Annotated in this window: 17 protein-coding genes and 1 tRNA gene; 13 read left to right on the top strand and 5 right to left on the bottom strand. The window is 55.8% G+C overall.

Going from position 1 to position 18,830, the window contains the following annotated elements; translation table 11 throughout:
* Nucleotides 1-24: 24 nt before the first annotated feature.
* From earP to L991_RS09335, 4 genes are all read left to right on the top strand, one after another.
* On the top strand, nucleotides 25-1,173 hold the full coding sequence (earP, locus tag L991_RS09350; protein WP_047394691.1) for an elongation factor P maturation arginine rhamnosyltransferase EarP: 1,149 nt from the start codon (nucleotides 25-27) through the stop codon (nucleotides 1,171-1,173).
* 72 nt (nucleotides 1,174-1,245) lie between these two features.
* Nucleotides 1,246-1,809 carry an elongation factor P gene (locus L991_RS09345; RefSeq protein ID WP_028448548.1) on the top strand — a complete coding sequence of 188 codons (564 nt, stop codon included), beginning with the start codon at nucleotides 1,246-1,248 and terminating at the stop codon, nucleotides 1,807-1,809.
* Nucleotides 1,810-1,904: 95 nt separating this feature from the next.
* Nucleotides 1,905-2,045, top strand: a complete 141-nt coding sequence (locus L991_RS17490; RefSeq protein WP_169721043.1) for a hypothetical protein — start codon at nucleotides 1,905-1,907, stop codon at nucleotides 2,043-2,045.
* Between the two features lie 744 nt (nucleotides 2,046-2,789).
* Entirely contained in the window at nucleotides 2,790-4,829 is a 2,040-nt protein-coding gene (locus L991_RS09335) for a hypothetical protein (protein ID WP_047394503.1), read from the top strand.
* A gap of 202 nt (nucleotides 4,830-5,031) precedes the next feature.
* Here L991_RS09335 and L991_RS09330 read toward each other — a convergent pair whose 3' ends face one another.
* The gene (locus L991_RS09330; protein WP_047394500.1) at nucleotides 5,032-5,547 is read right to left on the bottom strand and encodes a YgjP-like metallopeptidase domain-containing protein; all 516 of its coding nucleotides are present in this window, start codon (nucleotides 5,545-5,547) and stop codon (nucleotides 5,032-5,034) included.
* A 320-nt stretch (nucleotides 5,548-5,867) separates the two neighbouring features.
* Here L991_RS09330 and rbsK point away from each other — a divergent pair, with 320 nt between their 5' ends.
* From rbsK to L991_RS09300, 6 genes are all read left to right on the top strand, one after another.
* Nucleotides 5,868-6,770: a ribokinase gene (rbsK, locus tag L991_RS09325; RefSeq protein ID WP_047394497.1), complete on the top strand. Its 903-nt coding sequence runs from the start codon at nucleotides 5,868-5,870 to the stop codon at nucleotides 6,768-6,770.
* The gene (gene rbsD / locus L991_RS09320) at nucleotides 6,767-7,165 is read left to right on the top strand and encodes a D-ribose pyranase (protein WP_047394494.1); all 399 of its coding nucleotides are present in this window, start codon (nucleotides 6,767-6,769) and stop codon (nucleotides 7,163-7,165) included. Before rbsK ends, rbsD begins: the two co-directional genes overlap by 4 nt.
* Nucleotides 7,166-7,175: 10 nt before the next feature.
* Complete coding sequence (locus tag L991_RS09315; RefSeq protein WP_047394492.1) at nucleotides 7,176-8,651, top strand: sugar ABC transporter ATP-binding protein; 1,476 nt, start codon at nucleotides 7,176-7,178, stop codon at nucleotides 8,649-8,651.
* Nucleotides 8,648-9,586 (top strand): ABC transporter permease, encoded by a 939-nt coding sequence (locus L991_RS09310; protein WP_028448555.1) that lies wholly within the window; start codon nucleotides 8,648-8,650, stop codon nucleotides 9,584-9,586. The genes L991_RS09315 and L991_RS09310 overlap by 4 nt, the downstream gene beginning before the upstream one ends.
* Before the next feature lie 78 nt (nucleotides 9,587-9,664).
* Nucleotides 9,665-10,594, top strand: a complete 930-nt coding sequence (gene rbsB, locus L991_RS09305; protein WP_047394489.1) for a ribose ABC transporter substrate-binding protein RbsB — start codon at nucleotides 9,665-9,667, stop codon at nucleotides 10,592-10,594.
* 80 nt (nucleotides 10,595-10,674) lie between these two features.
* Complete coding sequence (locus L991_RS09300; RefSeq protein WP_047394485.1) at nucleotides 10,675-11,694, top strand: LacI family DNA-binding transcriptional regulator; 1,020 nt, start codon at nucleotides 10,675-10,677, stop codon at nucleotides 11,692-11,694.
* A 3-nt stretch (nucleotides 11,695-11,697) separates the two neighbouring features.
* Here L991_RS09300 and L991_RS09295 read toward each other — a convergent pair whose 3' ends face one another.
* Nucleotides 11,698-12,717, bottom strand: a complete 1,020-nt coding sequence (locus L991_RS09295; protein WP_047394484.1) for a zinc-binding alcohol dehydrogenase family protein — start codon at nucleotides 12,715-12,717, stop codon at nucleotides 11,698-11,700.
* Between the two features lie 62 nt (nucleotides 12,718-12,779).
* Nucleotides 12,780-13,883 (bottom strand): alkene reductase, encoded by a 1,104-nt coding sequence (locus L991_RS09290; protein ID WP_047394482.1) that lies wholly within the window; start codon nucleotides 13,881-13,883, stop codon nucleotides 12,780-12,782.
* Between the two features lie 107 nt (nucleotides 13,884-13,990).
* Here L991_RS09290 and L991_RS09285 point away from each other — a divergent pair, with 107 nt between their 5' ends.
* A complete protein-coding gene (locus tag L991_RS09285; protein WP_047394688.1) occupies nucleotides 13,991-14,893 on the top strand; it encodes a LysR family transcriptional regulator in 903 nt (300 codons plus the stop codon).
* 41 nt (nucleotides 14,894-14,934) lie between these two features.
* On the top strand, nucleotides 14,935-15,873 hold the full coding sequence (locus tag L991_RS09280) for a PHB depolymerase family esterase (RefSeq protein WP_052190774.1): 939 nt from the start codon (nucleotides 14,935-14,937) through the stop codon (nucleotides 15,871-15,873).
* Between the two features lie 86 nt (nucleotides 15,874-15,959).
* Here the strand turns inward: L991_RS09280 and L991_RS09275 are convergent.
* A tRNA-Arg gene (locus L991_RS09275) sits at nucleotides 15,960-16,036 on the bottom strand.
* A 155-nt stretch (nucleotides 16,037-16,191) separates the two neighbouring features.
* On the opposite strand from L991_RS09275, the gene L991_RS09270 reads away from it, so the two are divergent.
* Nucleotides 16,192-16,941 (top strand): cytochrome c5 family protein, encoded by a 750-nt coding sequence (locus L991_RS09270; RefSeq protein WP_047394479.1) that lies wholly within the window; start codon nucleotides 16,192-16,194, stop codon nucleotides 16,939-16,941.
* 74 nt (nucleotides 16,942-17,015) lie between these two features.
* On the opposite strand, the gene L991_RS09265 is transcribed toward L991_RS09270, so the two are convergent.
* Nucleotides 17,016-18,779, bottom strand: coding sequence for an SIS domain-containing protein (locus L991_RS09265; RefSeq protein ID WP_052190773.1), 1,764 nt, complete (start codon nucleotides 18,777-18,779; stop codon nucleotides 17,016-17,018).
* Between the last annotated feature and the right edge of the window lie 51 nt (nucleotides 18,780-18,830).

Here is an 18,830-nt window from a genome sequence, read left to right as displayed (position 1 = left end):
ACACTCGCGCTTTGGTTGGCGGATGTGAAAGCGGTGAAGGATTGGGCGATTTTCTGTCGGGTGGTGGATAACTACGGCGATATTGGCGTGTGTTGGCGGCTAGCGCGGCAGCTGTCGGCTGAATTTGGCCTGAATGTCACACTCTGGGTGGATGATCTGGCCAGCTTTGCCCGCATCCGCCCAGAAATCGCCCCCCAGCTGGACACACAAATGCTTGAAGGCGTGCAGGTACGCCATTGGCCAGCCGAGCTCAGCCCCTCGCAGGCCGGCTCCGCTGCTGCCGTGGTGATCGAAGCTTTTGCCTGCGAGCTGCCAGCCGCCTATCTGGCCGCCATGCGCGCGCGGCCCACGCCGCCGGTGTGGCTGAATCTGGAATACCTTAGCGCCGAGGACTGGGTGGCCGGTTGTCACTGCCTGCCTTCCCCGCAGCAGGGCATGGCGAAATATTTCTTTTTTCCCGGCTTTACCGCCCAAACCGGCGGCTTGCCCAGCGAAGCGCAGCAGCGGAGCGCACAGGCGGCATGGAACGACACCGCCGCGCGCCGCTGGCTGGCGCCGTATGTGGGCGCGCAGGCGCTACCGGATGATGCGCTGCTGGTGTCGCTGTTTGCCTACGAGCCAGCTGCACTCAATCCTTGGTTAGCCAGCCTAATTACTGCCCCACAGGCTACGGTGTTGTTGGTGCCTGAAGGGAGGGTATCGGCGGCAATAGATTATCAGGGTTTGGGTTTAGAGCAACACCCAGATGGGGTATATCGGCAAGGCCAGCTGTGGCTCTGCCCGCTACCCATGCTCAGCCAAGATGATTACGACCGGCTATTGTGGAGCTGCGATGTCAATTTTGTGCGTGGCGAAGATTCGTTCGTGCGCGCGCAATGGGCTGCCAAGCCGCTGATCTGGCATATCTATCCGCAAGACGAAGGCGCGCACCTGGAAAAACTGGCCGCGTTTCTGGCGCTGTATCTGGCCCAGCTACCGCCCGCCGCGCGCGCTGCGGTGCAAGGAATGATGGACGGCTGGAATACCGATGGCGATCTGGCCACTGCCTGGGGCGCCTATCGTGCGCAATACCCGACTTTGGCCGAACATGCACGCCAATGGCAGCAAAGTTTGCGCCAACTGGGTGATCTTGCGACGAATCTGGTCAGATTCGTTGAATCCAAGGTAAAATAGCGGGATTTTTCAATTTTCAACATCGATTTTTTCGCGAAATCGTTCAATCAAACGCAGGTAATCGCAATGGCAATCAAAACCGCACACGAAGTACGCGCTGGTAACGTGATCATGGTCGACGGCCAACCTTGGGTTGTGCAAAAAACCGAATTTTCAAAATCAGGCCGCAATGCTTCGGTGGTGAAAATGAAGTCTAAAGGTCTGTTGTCAGGCCAAGGCTCAGAAGTGGTTTACAAATCAGATGACAAACTGGACGTGGTTGTTCTGGACCGTCTGGCTTGTACTTACAGCTACTTTGCTGATCCAATGTACGTCTTCATGGACGAAGAATTCAACCAGTACGAAGTTGAAGCTGAAAACCTCGGCGACACCCTCGGCCTGATCGTTGACGGCATGGAAGACAAATGTGAAGTGACTTTCTACGAAGGCAAAGCCATCTCTGTAGAGCTGCCAACCGTTGTTGTGCGCGAAGTGGAATACACCGAGCCAGCCGTACGTGGCGACACTTCAGGCAAAGTAATGAAGCCAGCCAAACTGAAAGGCTCTGATCTGGAACTGCCAGTAGCAGCCTTTATCGAAATCGGCGACAAAATCGAGATCGACACCCGCACACTGGAATTCAAAAAACGCGCCTAAGCGTTTTTTGCTAAGCCCAAAAAAGCCACCGCAAGGTGGCTTTTTTTATGGCAATGTTTGGGCTATCAACTACCGAATTTGAAAAGGACCACAACATGCGTCTGTTTGGGGGCTTTAGCCTGGGCACCGTGATCGCCGTTGCGCTCTCTTGGAGCGCCAACCATTCCATCCTCTGGGCCATCGTGCATGGCTTTTTGAGCTGGCTGTATGTGATTTATTATTTTCTATTTCGTTGATTGTGCGAAGTGATGAAGTGTGTTGCGCTAGGGTTTACTTGGCGAGTAATCGGCTGAGATTGGATAGTTAAAATAATCCAGTTAGTCACGAAAATACCAATGGAGGGCATTGCACGAGGTTTGAAAATCGTCTACCAGTACGTTGAGCATTCTTCGATTTCAGATTTCGAATGCGACGTTAAAATTCGCGAAGAAATCGCCTATAAGTGCTCTCTTGCGCCCGATCAAAAAGTACTGATTAGAGAAAGTGGCTTAGTTGATGAATTTTTACGTTGGTGAATGAATTGTGCCAGAGCTCGACTGAATGCGGATCTTACTTTCAAACTCTAGATTTAGTGATTGTTGGCTGCTAGTAGTGTATTTGATTTTTTCTATTTTTTTGTGTGGTTTGAAATAAAGGTAGTGTCTTGAGGAAAATTGAGATTTTAAGCTGATCATTAGGTGGTTGCGTAAGGTTCGAAATTTGCAATAAGGCCTGGGGGAATCCAGCTACGAAAATTCACTCATTTGTCCATAAGAAATTTGTACAAAACAAAAAGGGCGTAGCCAGATTTGGCCGTCTTGATGGATTTTGACCGTTCTAATAGTAAAGTAAGATACTATGGTTCGCCAGCAAAAAATAGTAATAGTCAGGGCCTTATGGGCTGCAGTTATTCGTATATGGGCTTTGACATCCATGCCACGGCCTTGATCGAAGTTTGAATGTCTAGAAAGCGTTAGGCGACTCAAGTAAAGGGTTGGTAAATGTCTGTAAACAATAATGATCCAATTAAAGAAGAAAAAAAATCAGAGTTTGATATTGGTAAGAAAGATGTTTTCGCTTGGGTGGGTGGTACTGGGCTGGTTCTTCTTATTTTATATTCTGTTCAGAGCGCTTCTGAAGGAGGCTCGAATTTTTATCCGGGAATTTTATTTGTTCTGCTTATATTGCTACCAATATTGATTTTTATTGTTGTTGGCGCAGCAGCAACAAAGGTAGTCGAGCCTGAGAATTATTCCCAGTACTTTTCAAAAATTTGCGAGCCTGCCATTGTAGTTGGGTGTGTTGTGATCCTTTTTTTTGTTTTTCAGCAGGGAGTAAGGGGGGGAGGCGCTGCAAGGGAAATAAAAGAGGCTCAGGCAATCAAGCCAGGTGGTGTTCAATTTGTCGCCCTTTCAAAAGATGGGCTCCCTGAGGATCAAATTGATGCGCGTTGGAGCTTTCAACTGAAAAGCATGAATAAGATGGCGGCCGCCGAATCGGAGTTGTTTGAAATTGATTACGATGGATACAAACTAACGGAAAATAATAAATTAATTGCTGATGCGTACGGATATTCAGGGGTGGGGTTAACCAAAAGTTTGTTCATTCCTCAAACAGATTACACTGCAATCGAGCCTTTGGTTCGTATTGATGGTGGTGGCGAAAAAGCAAACCCTCCAAATGCCTGGTTGTGGCCACGGCAGGTAAATACATTGGTCTACGTTTATAAAGACCACATTGAAACAGCGCCATTTGTTAGTCATCTTGATGAAACACAGGAAATTCACGCTACTCTAGTGAAATTAAGCAATTTTACTGGCAAAGATCTCATGCGGATAAAGGTAAATGGATGGAGTTTGCCCTATCAAGATATCCTTCGTTCTCGGCGTTGCGACAGCGTAGAGGCGCACTACATTCCGACAATAATAGGTCAGAATCTTTTACTTGAATGGCAGGTGGACGGTGATGAAAAATGGTATTCATTAGCCAGCAATACACTGCCTGCAGAACCTAAGGTGCCGAATGGTAAATTTAGAAGGTCGCAAGGAATCGAAGTATTGCTTGGGCCAGATAAAACGATGGCTGTTCGTCGAAAGGTGATGTTTGATGAAAAAGAAAAAGAATATTTGACTACTCCAAATGAGGTGTTTGGCCAAGAACTGCCATCGTTTGCACAGTTCAAGCAGGACTTCATTGGATGCATCCCAAAAATCAAAGGTTGGCCTCAGGACATTGCGCTCTTTAACCTTACCACTAGAACTCTGAAGGATGCAGACGGAATATTTGGCACCATCCTTGCCAATGAACGCAAACGCCTGCATGCAGAAGCCATTACCAAGGTATTTGAGCAGTCATTCATTGGGTATAAGTTAAAGCCTCAGCTTCAAGTGGAGCTGCAAGACAAGGACCCCACAATTAAACCTAGAAAGATAACTATCCCTCAACCTGATTATACGAAAATCAAGCAGTTTCTTGCACAGTATCCCAATGTATTGACCACGGATGATTTTCGGTTGGAGGTATTTGTTTATCCTGAAAGTGTGGAGAGTGCATTTGTATTTAGCCGAATTGGCCAGCTAAAAGATGAGGCGTTCGTTGACTTACATCTGGTTAATCGCACAGGTCGAACAATAACGCGGCTACAAATCAATGGTCTGGAAATCGCAGTTAGAGAGGGGTATGGATCGCAATATGGTTTCTTGTGCGGAGATCAACCATGGTTTTTTTCAGTGCCAGCCATGAGAGATACTAATCTCGTACGGTGGCAATATGCAGGGAGTCGGGAGTGGCATAGCGCCAATGTTGTTGCACAATATTCAACGGGCGAAACAAGGCAATCAAAATCAAGTGTTTTTTTACCCTGGCTTTATTTAAAAGCCGATGCCCAACTATTGCATGTGATTAAGTACGGGGTTGATGAGAACGGGTATTTAGACTGTAAAAAAAATGATTGCGCTGTAATTAATCCGAAATACCAAGAAGTGAAGGGTTTTTTGCTAAATGCGAAAAAATGTATTTATGAAAAAAATGACAATATGTAATTCGAATCAGGTTGAAGTTGAATCTGCCTTGGTTTTGTATTCCGGTATCTTCTTCCTTCGAGGTGCTGGAGCTGCCTCATTAGGTGCTTTGCGGTAGCTCACTTGCGTAATCAGCCATTCATCTAATGCTGGATGAGTGTTGCTAGTAGGCCGAATTCATCTCATCACATCTTGCATGCTTCTGCCTGAGAATCCCCATCACTCAGCGGGCCTCGCCATCCACCAAGCCCAATTCCAGCGCGATTAAGTGCAAGCGTAAATCAAATTCGTATTGCAGATAATGGGGCTCCATATGCTGGCAGAGCTGGTAAAAGGCTTTGTCGTGGGCTTTGACTTTCAGGTGGGCTAGCTCGTGTACCACGATCATGCGCAAAAATTCGGGCGCGGTGGCGCGAAAGAGTGTGGCGATGCGGATTTCATTTTTGCTTTTGAGCTTATTGCCCTGCACCCGGGCAATCTGGGTGTTGAGCCCCAGCGCGTGCTGCACAGTATTGAGCTTGCCATCGTATTGCACCTTGGCCAGCGGTGGGGCATTGCGCAGATAGTCGTTTTTAAGCGCGCTGGCGTACTCATACAGCGCTTTATCGGTCTGAATCTGGTGGCGGGCCGGGTATTTGCGGGCCAGATGCGGGGCTAACTGTTGTTTTTCGATCAGGCCGACTACTTGTTCCTGCAGGGGGGCGGGGTAGTGGGCGATGTATTTCAGGGCGCTATTCATGCCCGTATTTTACCACAGCCAGCGGCTTACCTTCCTGCTGTCATGGTAGATACACGCCTGGGTATATCCTGCTAAATCAATCATTTTAATCATTAGGGGCTTATACCCTTGGTGCGCTTTGCCACTAATCGGGGCTGCGGCGCTGCGAGCATGCCGGCGCGCTTGAGCTTGGCGGCGGCGATACATGATTTTCGCATTAGGGATGTAGTTTATATTGCGGCACTACATTCGTTGATATAAATCAATCCTGCTTGCTGATTACGGTTTAGCATGGCTTCACAACATACCTAAACCGAATTAGCTGGTTAATGGAGGCGGTAATGGCGAAGGTTCTGGTCGTAGGCAGTATCAATATGGATTTGGTGGCGCAGGTAGGTCAGTACCCGCGCTTGGGCGAAACGCTGCTGGGCTCGCATTTTGCGACTTATCACGGTGGCAAAGGGGCGAATCAGGCGGTGGCCGCCGCAAGGCTGGGGGCGCAAGTTACCATGCTGGGCCGCGTGGGTGATGATGCGTTTGGGCAGCAATTGCTGGCGGGCTTGCAAGCCGAGGGGGTGGATACCCGCTGGGTATTGCCCACCGCCAATAGTGCCAGCGGCATCGCGCTGATTACGCTGGCGGGCAGTGATAACGCCATTATCGTGGTGCCCGGCGCCAATGCTTTGCTCACACCGGCTGATATTGTGGCCGCTGAGGCTGAGTTTGCTGCGGCCGATGTGATTGTGGCGCAGCTGGAAACGCCGCTGGCCACCATTGAGCAAGTGGCCGCGCTGGCTCGCAAATGGGGCAAACCCTTGCTGCTGAATCCCGCCCCGGCGCAGCCCTTGTCGGCCGAATTGCTGGCGCAGGTGAGCTTATTAACCCCGAATGAATTTGAGCTGGGCGTGGTGTTTGAGCGCCCCGAGGCCGAATGGCAAGCCGTGCTGGCCAGCCAGCCTGGCCGGATTTTGATGACGGCGGGCGCTGCCGGCGTGTGGTTCACCACGCCAGAGGGCGAGCTGCAGCAGCAAACCAGCTTCCCGGTCGAGGCGGTAGATACCACCGGCGCGGGCGATACCTTTAATGGTGCCTTGGCCGCGTTTTGGGCGCAGGGCTTGCCTGCGGCCGCCCGGCTAGCTTGTGCCGCCGCGGCTTTGTCGGTCACCCGCGCAGGGGCGCAGGGCGGCATGCCTACACTGGCGCAGCTGCAGGCCTTTCTGGCCGCACAAGGAGGCGCAGCATGAAAAAGCATGGACATTTAAATCGCGATATTAGCCGCGTGCTGGCCAGTATGGGGCACACCGATTGCGTGGTGATTGCCGACTGTGGCTTGCCGATTCCGCCGGGGGTGGAATGCATTGATCTGGCGGTGACACTGGGCGCACCGAGCTATTTCGCCACGCTGGACAGCATTTTGGCCGATTTTCAGGTGGAGCGCGCGGTATTGGCCAGCGAGTGCCAGAGCGCTAATCCCGCGGTGGCGGCGCAGGCCGCAAGCATGGCGGCAGAGGGCGTGCAGGTGGACTATGTGCCGCATAGCGAGTTTAAGCGGCTCAGCCAGCAGGCCAAGGCGATTATCCGCACCGGCGAAGCCAGCCCCTACGCCAATATCGTGCTGTATTCGGGCGTGATCTTCTAGGAGGCGGGCCATGTTGATCAAGATGCAAGGCATCAGCAAAGCCTTCGGCCCGGTGAAAGTGCTGGAAGGCGTGGATTTCGCGCTGGAACGCGGTGAGATTCACGCGCTGATGGGCGAAAACGGCGCAGGTAAATCCACGCTGATGAAGATTTTATGTGGGGTGTATCAGGCTGACAGCGGCAGTATTGCTGTTGATGGCAAGGATACCCCCATCCGTAACACCAGCGATGCCGAGCGGCAGGGCATCGCGATTATTCACCAAGAGCTGAATCTGATTCCGCAGCTCTCGGTGATGGAAAACATGTTTCTGGGCCGCGAGCCACGCCGCTTTGGCGTGATTGATAGCCGGCAATTGCGGCGCCAATGTCTGGAATACCTGCAGCTGTTGGGCATTGATAACCTCGACCCGGATGCCGAGGCTGGCAGCCTATCGATTGGCCAGCAGCAAATGGTGGAAATCGCCAAGGCACTGTCGCTCAATGCCCAAGTGCTGATTATGGATGAGCCCACTGCGGCGCTGTCCGAGCGGGAAACCGAGCGGCTGTTTAGCATCATTGCCGATTTGAAAGCGCGCGGCGTGGGCATTGTGTATGTCTCGCACCGGATGGAAGAGATTTTCCGCGTTTGCGACAAAATTTCAGTGCTGCGCGATGGCCAGTTTGTGGGCGAGCGGGTGATTGCCCATACCAGCTTTGACGAGATCGTGCGCCTGATGGTGGGGCGCGAAATCGGTGATCGCTTTCCGGCGCGCAAGGCCGAGCTGGGCGAGATTCGCCTGCAGGTGCGCAATCTGGCTGATGCCAGCATCAGCGGCATCGAGTTTGCGGTGCGGGCGGGCGAAGTGCTGGGCATCGCCGGTCTGATGGGCTCGGGGCGTAGCGAGATTTTGCGCACGATTTTTGGCCTGAACCGGCGCCTGGCCGGCGAGATTGAGCTCGATGGCCAGCCGCTGCAGGCCAGTGCGCCCCATCAGGCCATTGCCGCCGGGATCGGCTTTGTGACCGAAGATCGCAAAGGGCAGGGCTTGGTGCTGGGAATGTCAGTGCGGGAAAACGCCACACTGGCCAATCTGGGCCACTACGCCCGCTGGGGAGTAATCAACTCGGCGCAGCAGCTGGCGGCCGTGCAGCGCGAAATCGAGCGCATGCATATCCGCACCCGCGATGCCGAGCTGGAAGTTAAAGCACTTTCCGGTGGTAACCAGCAAAAGGTGGTGTTTGCCAAATGGCTGGGGATTGCGCCCAAGGTGCTGCTGCTCGATGAGCCCACCCGAGGGGTCGATGTGGGTGGCAAGGCCGAAATCTATCAAATTATCAATGAATTGGCTCAGTCTGGTGTGGCGATCGTGATGGTGTCATCCGAGTTGCCCGAGGTACTGGCGATGAGTGATCGCGTGCTGGTAATGCACCAAGGACGTCAGGCCGGGATCTTTACCCAGCCCGATGCGGAAACGGTGATGACTGCAGCGACAGGAGGTTTGCAATGAACGTACAACAGAAAGCAACACTACAAAAACTCGGGCCATTTCTGGCGCTCCTGGTGCTGGCGGCGGGACTGGCCATCACCAGCCCCGATTTTCTCACCCTAGGCAATTTGCTGAATGTGTTCCGGCAGGTATCGATCAATGCGCTGATCGCTTTTGGCATGACGCTAGTGATTTTGCTGGGCGGGATTGATCTGTCGGTGGGCTCGATTCTGGCGCTGTCGTCGGTGCTGACCGCGCTGATGATCAGCCACGGCATTGATCCGGTGGCCGCTACTGGGCTTGGCGTATTGGCTGGCGCCGGCATGGGGATGGTGAATGGCTTGGTGATTAGTAAAGGCAAGGTTGCGCCCTTTATTGCCACGCTGGGCACGATGACCATTTTGCGCGGTTTGGCACTGGTGTTCTCCGAAGGTCGTCCGATTACCGGGCTGGATAGCGACTTTTTCGCCATGTTGGGTGGCGGCTATGTGGCGGGGCTGATTCCGGTGCCAGTGGTGATCATGGTGGTGATGTTTGGCGTGTTCTGGTTTGTGCTTAAACGTACCGTATTTGGCCGCCATGTGTATGCCGTGGGTGGCAATGAAGAAGCCGCCGGTCTTTCGGGTATCAAAACCGGTCAGATCAAGGTGTGGGTGTACACCCTCTCCGGCGCCATGGCCGCCACGGCCGGCATGATTCTGACTTCACGGCTGAATTCGGCCCAACCGACTGCCGGTACGGGCTATGAGCTGGATGCGATTGCCGCGGTGGTACTGGGCGGCACCAGCCTGACCGGTGGCCGTGGCTGGATCTTCGGCACGCTGGTCGGCGCTTTGCTGATAGGGATTTTGAATAACGGCTTGAATCTGCTGGGCGTGTCGTCCTTCTACCAGCAGGTGATCAAGGGTGTGGTGATTCTGCTGGCGGTCTTGCTCGACCGAGCTGGCAAGAAGTAGTGCGGTAGTTCAGTAAAAAACCAACTGCCGGCCCATCGCCGGAGACCGGCAGATTTTCTTCTCTGATTGGAGTCAGCTATGAAACGCGTACTTACCCCTTTACTGCTCGGTTTGTTGGCCACTGCTTTGGTGGCGTGCTCGAAACAGGGCCCCGAAACCCAAGCCGCGAGCGAGCCCGCTGCCGCCAGCAGCCAGCTGAGCGTGGGCTTGGCGATCTCAACCCAAAATAACCCATTCTTTGTCGCGCTGCGTGATGGCGCCGATGCCGAAGCCAAAGCGCAGGGCGTGAAACTGATTACGGTGGATGCGCAGGATGATTCGGCCAAACAGATCGCCAATATCGAAGATCTGATCCAGAAAAAAGTGCAAGTCATTTTGATTAACCCTGCTGATTCGGCTGCCGTGGCCGGCGTAGTAAAAGAAGCGCTGAACGCCGGCATTAAGGTGGTGTCGCTCGATCGCAGCGTGAATGGCGCAGAAGTGAATGCCCACATCGCTTCCGACAATGTCGCTGGCGGCAAAATGGCCGCAGAATTTTTGCTGGAGAAAATCGGTGGCAAAGGCAATATCGTTGAGCTGGAAGGGATTCCCGGCTCATCTGCGGCCCGCGAGCGTGGCCAGGGTTTCCACAGCGTGGTGGATGGCAAGCCTGAGCTGAAACTGGCGGCTAAACAGGCGGCAGATTTTGATCGCGCCAAAGGGCTGTCGGTGATGGAGAACATCTTGCAAGGCAATAAAGACATCAAAGGCGTCTTTGCCCACAATGACGAAATGGCTTTAGGTGCGCTGAAAGCGCTGGAAGCCGCCGGCAAAAAAGACGTGATCGTGGTGGGCTTTGATGCCACGGCCGATGCGGTTGCTGCGGTTAAAGCTGGGCAAATGGCGGCCACCGTGCAACAAAAACCTGAGCTGATCGGTAAAATGGGCGTGGATACGGCCGTGAAACTGAGCAAAGGCGAAGCCGTGGACAAATTTATCCCGGTACCGCTGGATCTGGTGAAGCAATAATCCGCCGGGCCTGTGCCCTTGATTGTGACCTTGGCCGAGACCCACCCTGTTGGGGCTCGGCCCTTGTGTTTGGAGTTGTGATGACGGCCTATCAGCGCCTCACCATTGCCGATATTGCGGCGCTAGCCGGGGTGTCGAAAACGACGGCTAGCATGATTTTAAATGGCCGCGCCGAGCAATACCGCATTGCGCCAGCTACTGTGGCCCGCGTGCAGCAGGTGGCCGCGGAGCATCATTTTCAGCCCTCGGCTTCGGCACGGCTACTGCGCTCGCGCCGCAGTGGCACGCTGGGCTTGGTGATTCCCGAATTAACCAACTTTGCCCACGCCATGTTGGCACAAACGCTGGAACCCCTGTGCCGCGATGCCGGTTTTCAGCTTTTTGTGGTGAGCAGCAACGATGACGCCGAGATGGAAGTCAAAGCGGTAGAGCAACTGCTGGCGCGGCAGGTGGATGGCTTGCTGCTGGTGCCTTGCACCAATCAGGCCAAGCTCTATACCAAGTGGGCCAAGCGTTTGCCGCTGGTGCTGCTGGATCGGCGCGTGATCGATAGCCCTTTGCCGTTTGTGGTGAGCGATGCGCAAACGCCGGTTTGCGAGCTGATTAGCCAGACTTTGGCGCAAGGGGTGAACGAGATTGCCTATTTTGGCGGGCAAAAGGATTTGTCGCCCAGCATTGATCGTCTGGCCGGCTTTCATCAGGCCTGGCAAGCGGCGGGCAAAACCGCTGATGCGGCGCTGATTTATCACCGTGATTATCAGCAGCACAGTGGTCTGGAAATGATGCAGGAATGCTATGCCCAGCTGGGGCGGTATCCGCAGGCGATTTTTACCGCCTCGATTTCGCTGCTGGAAGGGGTGCTGGAATTTATGAATCAGCACGATCACTTTCGCACTGCACCGCGGTATTTAATGAGCTTTGATGATCATCGCTTGCTCGATTGCCTACCGCGGCCGATCAATGCGGTGGTGCAAGACAGCGCCGGCCTGGCCGCCCAAGGCCTGGCCCGCATTCAGGCGCTGCTGGCGGGGGAGCCGGTGAGCGCAGCTTGGGTGCCGGCGCACATCAATTGGCGCCAGCCCTATCCGCTACCGGCTTAAGCCTTAGCCGGCAAAGCCACTCAATACAATCTTGCCTCGGGCCTGCCCGCTTTCCAGTAGGGCATGGGCGCGGCGCAAATTGGCGGCATTGATCAGCCCGAAATGCTCGCCCACTGTGGGCTTGAGCTGGCCCGCATCCACCAGCTGCGCCACCTGATTAAGCAGCGCTTGCTGGGCAGCCATATCGGCGGTTTGATACAGCGAGCGGGTAAACATCAGCTCCCAATGCAGAGCAATGCTTTTACGTTTCAGCAGACGGATATCCAGTAAGGTGGCCGGGTCATCAATCAGGCCGAAATGCCCTTGCGGCGCCAAGATCTCGACGATTTGCGCGTAGTGCTCGTCGGTATGGGTTAGGCACACCACATGGCTAACATGTGCAAAGCCCAGTTCAGCCAGCTGTGGCGCCAGAGGCTGGCTGTGATCAATTACATGATGCGCGCCAGCCGCGAGCACCCATTCTTGCGTGCTGGCTCGCGAGGCGGTGCCAATCACGGTGAAGTTAGTCAGCTGTCGCGCCAGCTGCACCATGATCGAGCCTACGCCCCCGGCCGCGCCAATAATCAGCAGCTGCCCGGGGCTTGGGTCATCCCGGCGCAATTGCAGGCGATCAAACAGCATTTCCCACGCGGTGATGGCGGTGAGGGGCAGCGAGGCGGCGGTGGCAAAATCCAGCGAGTGCGGCATGTGGCCCACCAGCCGCTCATCCACCAGCTGATACTCGGCGTAACTGCCGGCGCGCTGCAAATCTCCGGCATGCCAAACCCGATCGCCGGGGCGAAAGCCTACGACGTCGGGGCCTACGGCTTCAACAATCCCGCTGGCATCCCAGCCGAGCGTGACCCATTCGCCCGCGGCTGCGGAGCGATTGGCGCGCACTTTGGTATCGACCGGATTAACGGCAATCGCCTGAACGGCAACCAAAATATCGCGCCCTTGCGGCGTGGGGGTCGGCAGCTCGATATCGAGCAAAGCCGCGGGGTGATCAATGGGGTGTGGGGTTTGGTAAGCAACTGCACGCATGATGAATTCCTTAGTTATTTAATCTGTAAAGCCGTATCGCCTTTAGCCACGTGGGCCCAGGCCTAAGCGGCCGCGCCAGCATAGGCGGGGTAATCGGTGTAGCCACGGGCATCACCGCCAAATAGTGTGCTGGGGTCAAACTGGGCCAGTGGCCAGCCATTGGCAAAGCGGGCGGGTAAATCAGGGTTGGCAATAAATGGCCGGCCAAAGGCCACTAAATCGGCCCAGCCTGCTTGTAGTAACGATTCGGCCTGCGCTGCGGTATAGCGGCCGGCGCAAATCAGGCGCCCATGAAATTGTTCGCGCAGCTGGCGCCGGAAATGCTCGGGAATACTTGGCGCATCATCCCAATCGGCCTCCGATAAATGCAGATAGGCGATATTCAGCGCATCCAGCGCCGTGGCGGCCGCCAGAATCGTGGGAATAATGTCCGGGCAGGCCATACCGCGGGCGGTGATGTAAGGCGCCAGCCGTACCCCCACGCGCTCGGCGCCAATGGCTGCGCTGATGGCTTGGGTTACTTCCAGCAAAAGCCGCAAGCGATTGGCCTGACTGCCACCATAGGCGTCGGTGCGCTGATTGGCGGTGGTGCGTAAAAACTGATCCAGTAGATAGCCATTGGCGGCGTGGATTTCCACGCCGTCAAAGCCGGCGGCCATGGCGTTCCGCGCAGCCTGCACATAATCGGCGATCAGGCCGGGGATTTCCTCTAGCGTTAGCGCCCGTGGGGTGGGGCAATCCACCATCCGGCCCTGGCCGTGCTCGTCCGCTAGCCAGATTTGGGCTTGCGGGTTAATCGCCGAGGGCGCTACCGGCAGGCCGCCATTTTGAAAGGCCGCATGTGACATTCGCCCGACGTGCCACAGTTGCAGAAAAATCTTGCTGCCAGCTTGATGCACGGTATCGGTCACCAGGCGCCAGCCTGCAATCTGTTCCGGCGTATAGATCCCGGGGGTATAGCTATAGCCCTGACCTTGCGCCGAGATCTGGCTGGCTTCGGTGATCAGCAAGCCGGCGCTAGCGCGCTGCGCGTAATACTCGGCCATCAGGGCATTTGGCACATCACCGGGCTGGCTGGTGCGGCAGCGGGTCATTGGCGCTAAGACCAGACGGTTGTTGAGCGGCAGCGGCCCAAGGGCGGTGGGGCTAAGCAGGGTAGGGTACATGGCCAATCTCGCGTAGGTTTGTCTGGCCATCATCATCCGTCGGCCATGATTTTCAATCAATCACAAGCTTGTATAATCAATTTCAATATTTATTTGAAAATACGTCGATGAAATTTCTGCGCGAACTTGAGTTATTACTCTGCACGGCCGCAGCTGGTAGTTTGTCGCAAGCGGCGCGGCAGCTGGATTTATCGCCCGCGGTGGCGAGCGCCATGCTCAAACGGCTGGAAGCCGAGCTGGGCGTGCCCTTGCTCACACGATCGACCCGCCATTTGCGGCTCACCCCGGCGGGCGAGTTATTTTTGGGGCATGCGCGCCAGGCGGTGGAAGAAATCCGCGCGGGCCAACTGGCCCTGCAGGTCGGTCAGCAGCAAATCGCCGGGGTGTTGCAGCTGTCGGTGCCTTCGGATTTAGGCCGCAATGTGTTGCTGCCCTGGCTGGATGAATTTCTGGCGCGGCATCCGGCGGTTGAGCTGCGCCTTGAGCTCACTGACCGGCTTACGAATATTTATCGCAGCCCGGTGGATGTGGCGATACGCTATGGCGAGCCGGCGGATTCGGGCTTGGTGGCGCTGCCGCTGGCCGCGCACAACCGCCGGGTGCTGTGCGCCGCGCCAGCCTATGTGGCCGCCCATGGCACACCGGCCAGCCCAGCTGAGATCAGCGCGCATGCCTGTTTGAGCTTTCAGCTGGGCGAGCAAACCCACCCGCGCTGGCGGTTTTACCGAGGCACAGAAAGCGCGCAAGTGCAGATCGCCGCGCAGCGCTTTTCGGCCGATGGCGATGTGGTCCGCCGCTGGGCCTTGGCCGGGCATGGTCTAGCCTATAAATCATGGCTAGATGTGGCGGCCGATATAGCCGCCGGGCGCCTGCTGCCGCTGTTGACTGACTGGCAAGGGGAATTGGCGCCGCTGTATTTAGTCTGCGCCGATCGCCGCCAGCTTAGCCCGCTGGTGCAGGCATTGCGCCAGCATTTGCAAAGCTGCTGCGCTGCATATGCTGGGGTATAGAGTTACAGGTATTGATAATTAATGGTCTAGGGGCAATACCTATGCAGAGTATTTGGCTGCGTTTCATTGCTGGTGCACTCGGCCTATGCCTGCTAGCCAGTGCCGCCGGTGCCGCCAATACCGGTAGCGAGCTGGAGTTGCAGCTCGAGCATGCGGGCCAGACTCGCTATTACCGCGTGCATTTACCACCCCAGCTGAAGTCTGGACAGCCTTTGCCACTGGTAGTGGCGCTGCATGGCGGTGGTGGGCATCGCGGCATTATGGCCGACCCGCGCTGGTATGGTCTAAGCCCCAAAGCCGATCAGGCCGGCTTTATAGTGGCGTATCCCAATGGGCTAAGTCGCTGGCCGGGTGGGCAGTTTGCCACCTGGAATGCCGGAAATTGTTGTGGCGCTGCTCGTGATCAGGCGGTGGATGATGTCGGCTTTATCCGCGCCATGGTTGCTGCCATCGCCCAGCGCTGGCCGGTGGATCGCCAGCGGGTGTTTGCCACCGGGATGTCCAATGGCGCGATGCTGGCTTATCGGCTGGCTTGCGAAGCCCCCGATGTCTTTCGCGCCATTGCTGCCATTGCTGGCACGGACAACACCCGCAGCTGCCCGCCCGGCCGCGCGGTATCGGTATTACATATTCATGCGCTGGATGATGAACGGGTGTTGTTCAATGGCGGCGCGGGCCGGCAGGACGGTTTGCGCGAACAAGTCACCGATTTTACCTCGGTGCCCGCAACCCTTACCCGCTGGACTCAGCGTCTAGCCTGTCCAGAGCAAGGGCGAGTGGTGTTACAACAAGCTGGCGCGCAATGCACTCAATACGCACCGTGCCAGTCCGGCTCCGAAGTGCAATTGTGTACCACAGCCACGGGTGGCCACAGCTGGCCAGGCGGGCAAAGCCCCAGAAAAGGCAAAGCCGATCCCAGTCAGGCCATTTCAGCTACGGATTTATTGTGGGCGTTTTTCCAGCGGCAGAGCGAGCACTGAAGAGCGCAGGCGAGCTAGCGTAAAAAGTATTTGGGGGAGATAGCTAGGCAGATTGCAGTTCAACTACAATAGGCTATTGGAAATTCTGGCGCGTCCAGCAGGAATCGAACCTGCGACCTTCAGCTTCGGAAACTGACACTCTATCCAACTGAGCTATGGACGCTTTTAGGAAGGCGCAGATAATAACTGCTTTATTGCTGTGCGTCTAGCGCCGCAAAACCTTGCGCACCTTGTGGTGATAGGGATTAGCGGTATAATTGCACAGTCTAGAAGCTGACTTAAGCTCGATTATTAACGATTGATACAAGGGATGACAGCATGAGCGGTTCCAACGCAACTGCGTCTAAGGGCGTTGCTGGTTTGGTAGTGGCGGCTTTGATCGGCCTGCCATTGGTAGTGTATTTGCTGATCAAATTGTTTACATCTGGGATGTCAACCAATCTGAGCAGCTCAACCATGACTGCCGAAGCGGTGTCTGCCCGCCTGCAGCCAGTGGGAGCTGTCAAAGTTGTTGAAGGCGGCGCGCCAGGTTCGCGCAGCGGTAAAGCGGTTTACGAAGCGGTCTGTATCTCCTGTCACGGTGCCGGTTTGGCCGGTGCGCCGAAATTTGGCGATGCAGGTGCTTGGAGCGCACGGATTGCGCAAGGTTTTGAAACTTTGGCCAAACACGCCATCGGTGGCTTTAACGCGATGCCAGCCAAAGGTGGTGCGGCTGATCTGACCGACGACGAAGTGAAACGTGCAGTGGCCTTTATGGGTAACGCGGCTGGCGGCAAATTTGAAGAGCCTAAAGTTGCAGGTGCTGCGGCGGGTGGTGCGGTTGATCCAAACACCAAAGGTAAAGAAATTTACTCTAGCGTATGTGTGGCCTGTCACCAGTCAGGTGCTGCTGGCGCACCAAAATTTGGCGATAAAGCGGCTTGGGCGCCACGCCTGAAAGATGGCGTTGATGCGGCTGTCGCTTTGGGTATCAAAGGGATTAACGCTATGCCACCGAAAGGCGGCTACTCTGGCTCGGATGAAGAATTCAAAGCCGCTGCACTGTACATGATCAACAACTCAAAATAAGCCTTGAGTTGCTGCCATAAAAAAACGCCGCTCCTGCGGCGTTTTTTATTATCTGCACCAAATGGCGGCCAACCTTACTCACTGGTTTGGGCTTTGCTCAGATAGCGAGGGCGATCGATATGATTGCCGCGCAGCAAGGCACAGTGATAACTCAGCAACTGCAAAGCCAGCGCGTACAGAATGGGGGCGGTTTCCGCCGCTGCTTTGGGCAGCTGCAGGCAATAAAAACCCTCACCCGAGCTGAGTTTGGCATCGCTTAAAATAAAAATCATGCCGTGCCGGGCACGCACTTCCTGCAGGTTGGCGAGCATTTTATCGGACAGATTATCCCAGGGCAGGCAGGCAATCACCGGTACCACGCGGTTAATCAGTGTAACGGGGCCGTGTTTGAGTTCGCCGCCCGGGTAGCCTTCGGCGTGCTGGTAGGCAATTTCTTTGAGCTTTTGGGCTCCTTCTAGCGCAATCGGCCAGTGCAACTGGCGGCCAGTAATAAATAGATTGTCAGTGCGGTGCAGCAGTTGCGCCCATTCCTTAATTTTAGGTTCCAGCTGCAAGGTGTGTTGCGCCAACGCGCCCAAGCCGCGCAAGGCCTGTTCGGCCTGACGGACATCGCGTCCCAGTCCGCGCGCCAAGGCGAGCGCCAGGCTATAGAGCACCACCAGCTGGCTGCTAAAGGTTTTGGTCGAGGTCGCGCCTGCTTCGGGGCCGGCAAATTGTGGCAAGCCTTGGCTAGCCAGCCGCATCAGCCGGCTAAACGGATTATTGCTGATCGCAATCGTATGCTGATGCCCGCTTTGAATCGCCAGCTGCAGTGCCGCCAAGGTATCGGCGGTTTCCCCAGATTGCGATAAGGCCACCACCAGGGTGTCGGGCTCGAAAGGGCTAAGCTTACTGCGGTATTCGCTGGCTAGCTCATAGCGTGCGGGCAGGCCGGCGATGGCTTCAAACCACTGGCTCGCCAGCATGGCGGCATGGTGGCTGGAGCCACTGGCCAGCAGCAATACTCGCCGATAAGCATGGCCGCGCGCGAGTTGATTCAGTAGCTGGCTCAGTTGCTGGGTGTGGGCATGGTGCGCCAGCTCGGCCAACAGCAGTGGCTGTTGCTGCATATCGGCCTGCATGTGGTGTAAATATTGCCCCACCGCATGCGCCGCCTGTGGCGCTCGTTTGCAGGCCTGCCCATCGGCTTGCCAGATCGTGAGCGTGAGCGGCGTGAGTTCGGCGCATTCGCCGGCCATCAGTAATTGCATTGTCGCCGCGAGCTCGCGCAGTGGTGCGGGCTCGCTGGCCAGCAATTGCCCTTCGGGATGTTGGGCCAGATAAAGCTCAGGGCCCAGTGTGATGGCAATTAAGGTATCAGGCTGATCTTTGCTGGCTACCAGCAAGGCCAAATGACCTTCCAGCTCGGTTGCGACTTGCTGCACGGCCAGGCGCAGGTCACGCAAGGTGCGCAAATGCCAGTCGATCAGCGCGGCCAGCAGCCATTCGGTTGGCGCGTTGCTGGTGTCGTAACCCAGCGCTTCGAGCTTATCCAAAATGGCCAGCCGGTTATCCAGCTGGCCCAATAAGACAATCAGCAGCCGATCGCGAAAGAGGGTGGGTGGGCGGTCTTGCGGGAAAATGCTCAAGAGCCCCATTGCGACGGTGCTATCGGCATCGGTAGTGCCCAGCCCGCTGTGTTGTTGCACCCGCTCGGCATTGAGCGCCCCCCAGCCCAGGGTGTATTCCGGCGTCGGGATTTTGTGTAGGCGTTTGAGCAGGGGTTGCGCGGCATGGTGGGCGACGGCGCCAAAGATGAACTTGATCATGGCCAGCAAGCAGAAATGGGGTGTTTTCATCCTAGCTGCTGGCCTGCCGCTCTGCCAGCGGTCGGCAGCAATGCCGCAATC

It is taken from the genome of Chitinibacter sp. ZOR0017 (assembly GCF_000799095.1).
Classification (GTDB): domain Bacteria; phylum Pseudomonadota; class Gammaproteobacteria; order Burkholderiales; family Chitinibacteraceae; genus Chitinibacter; species Chitinibacter tainanensis.
The sequence above is the reverse complement of the archived record's forward strand: the minus strand, read 5'-3'. Positions and strand labels throughout refer to the sequence as shown.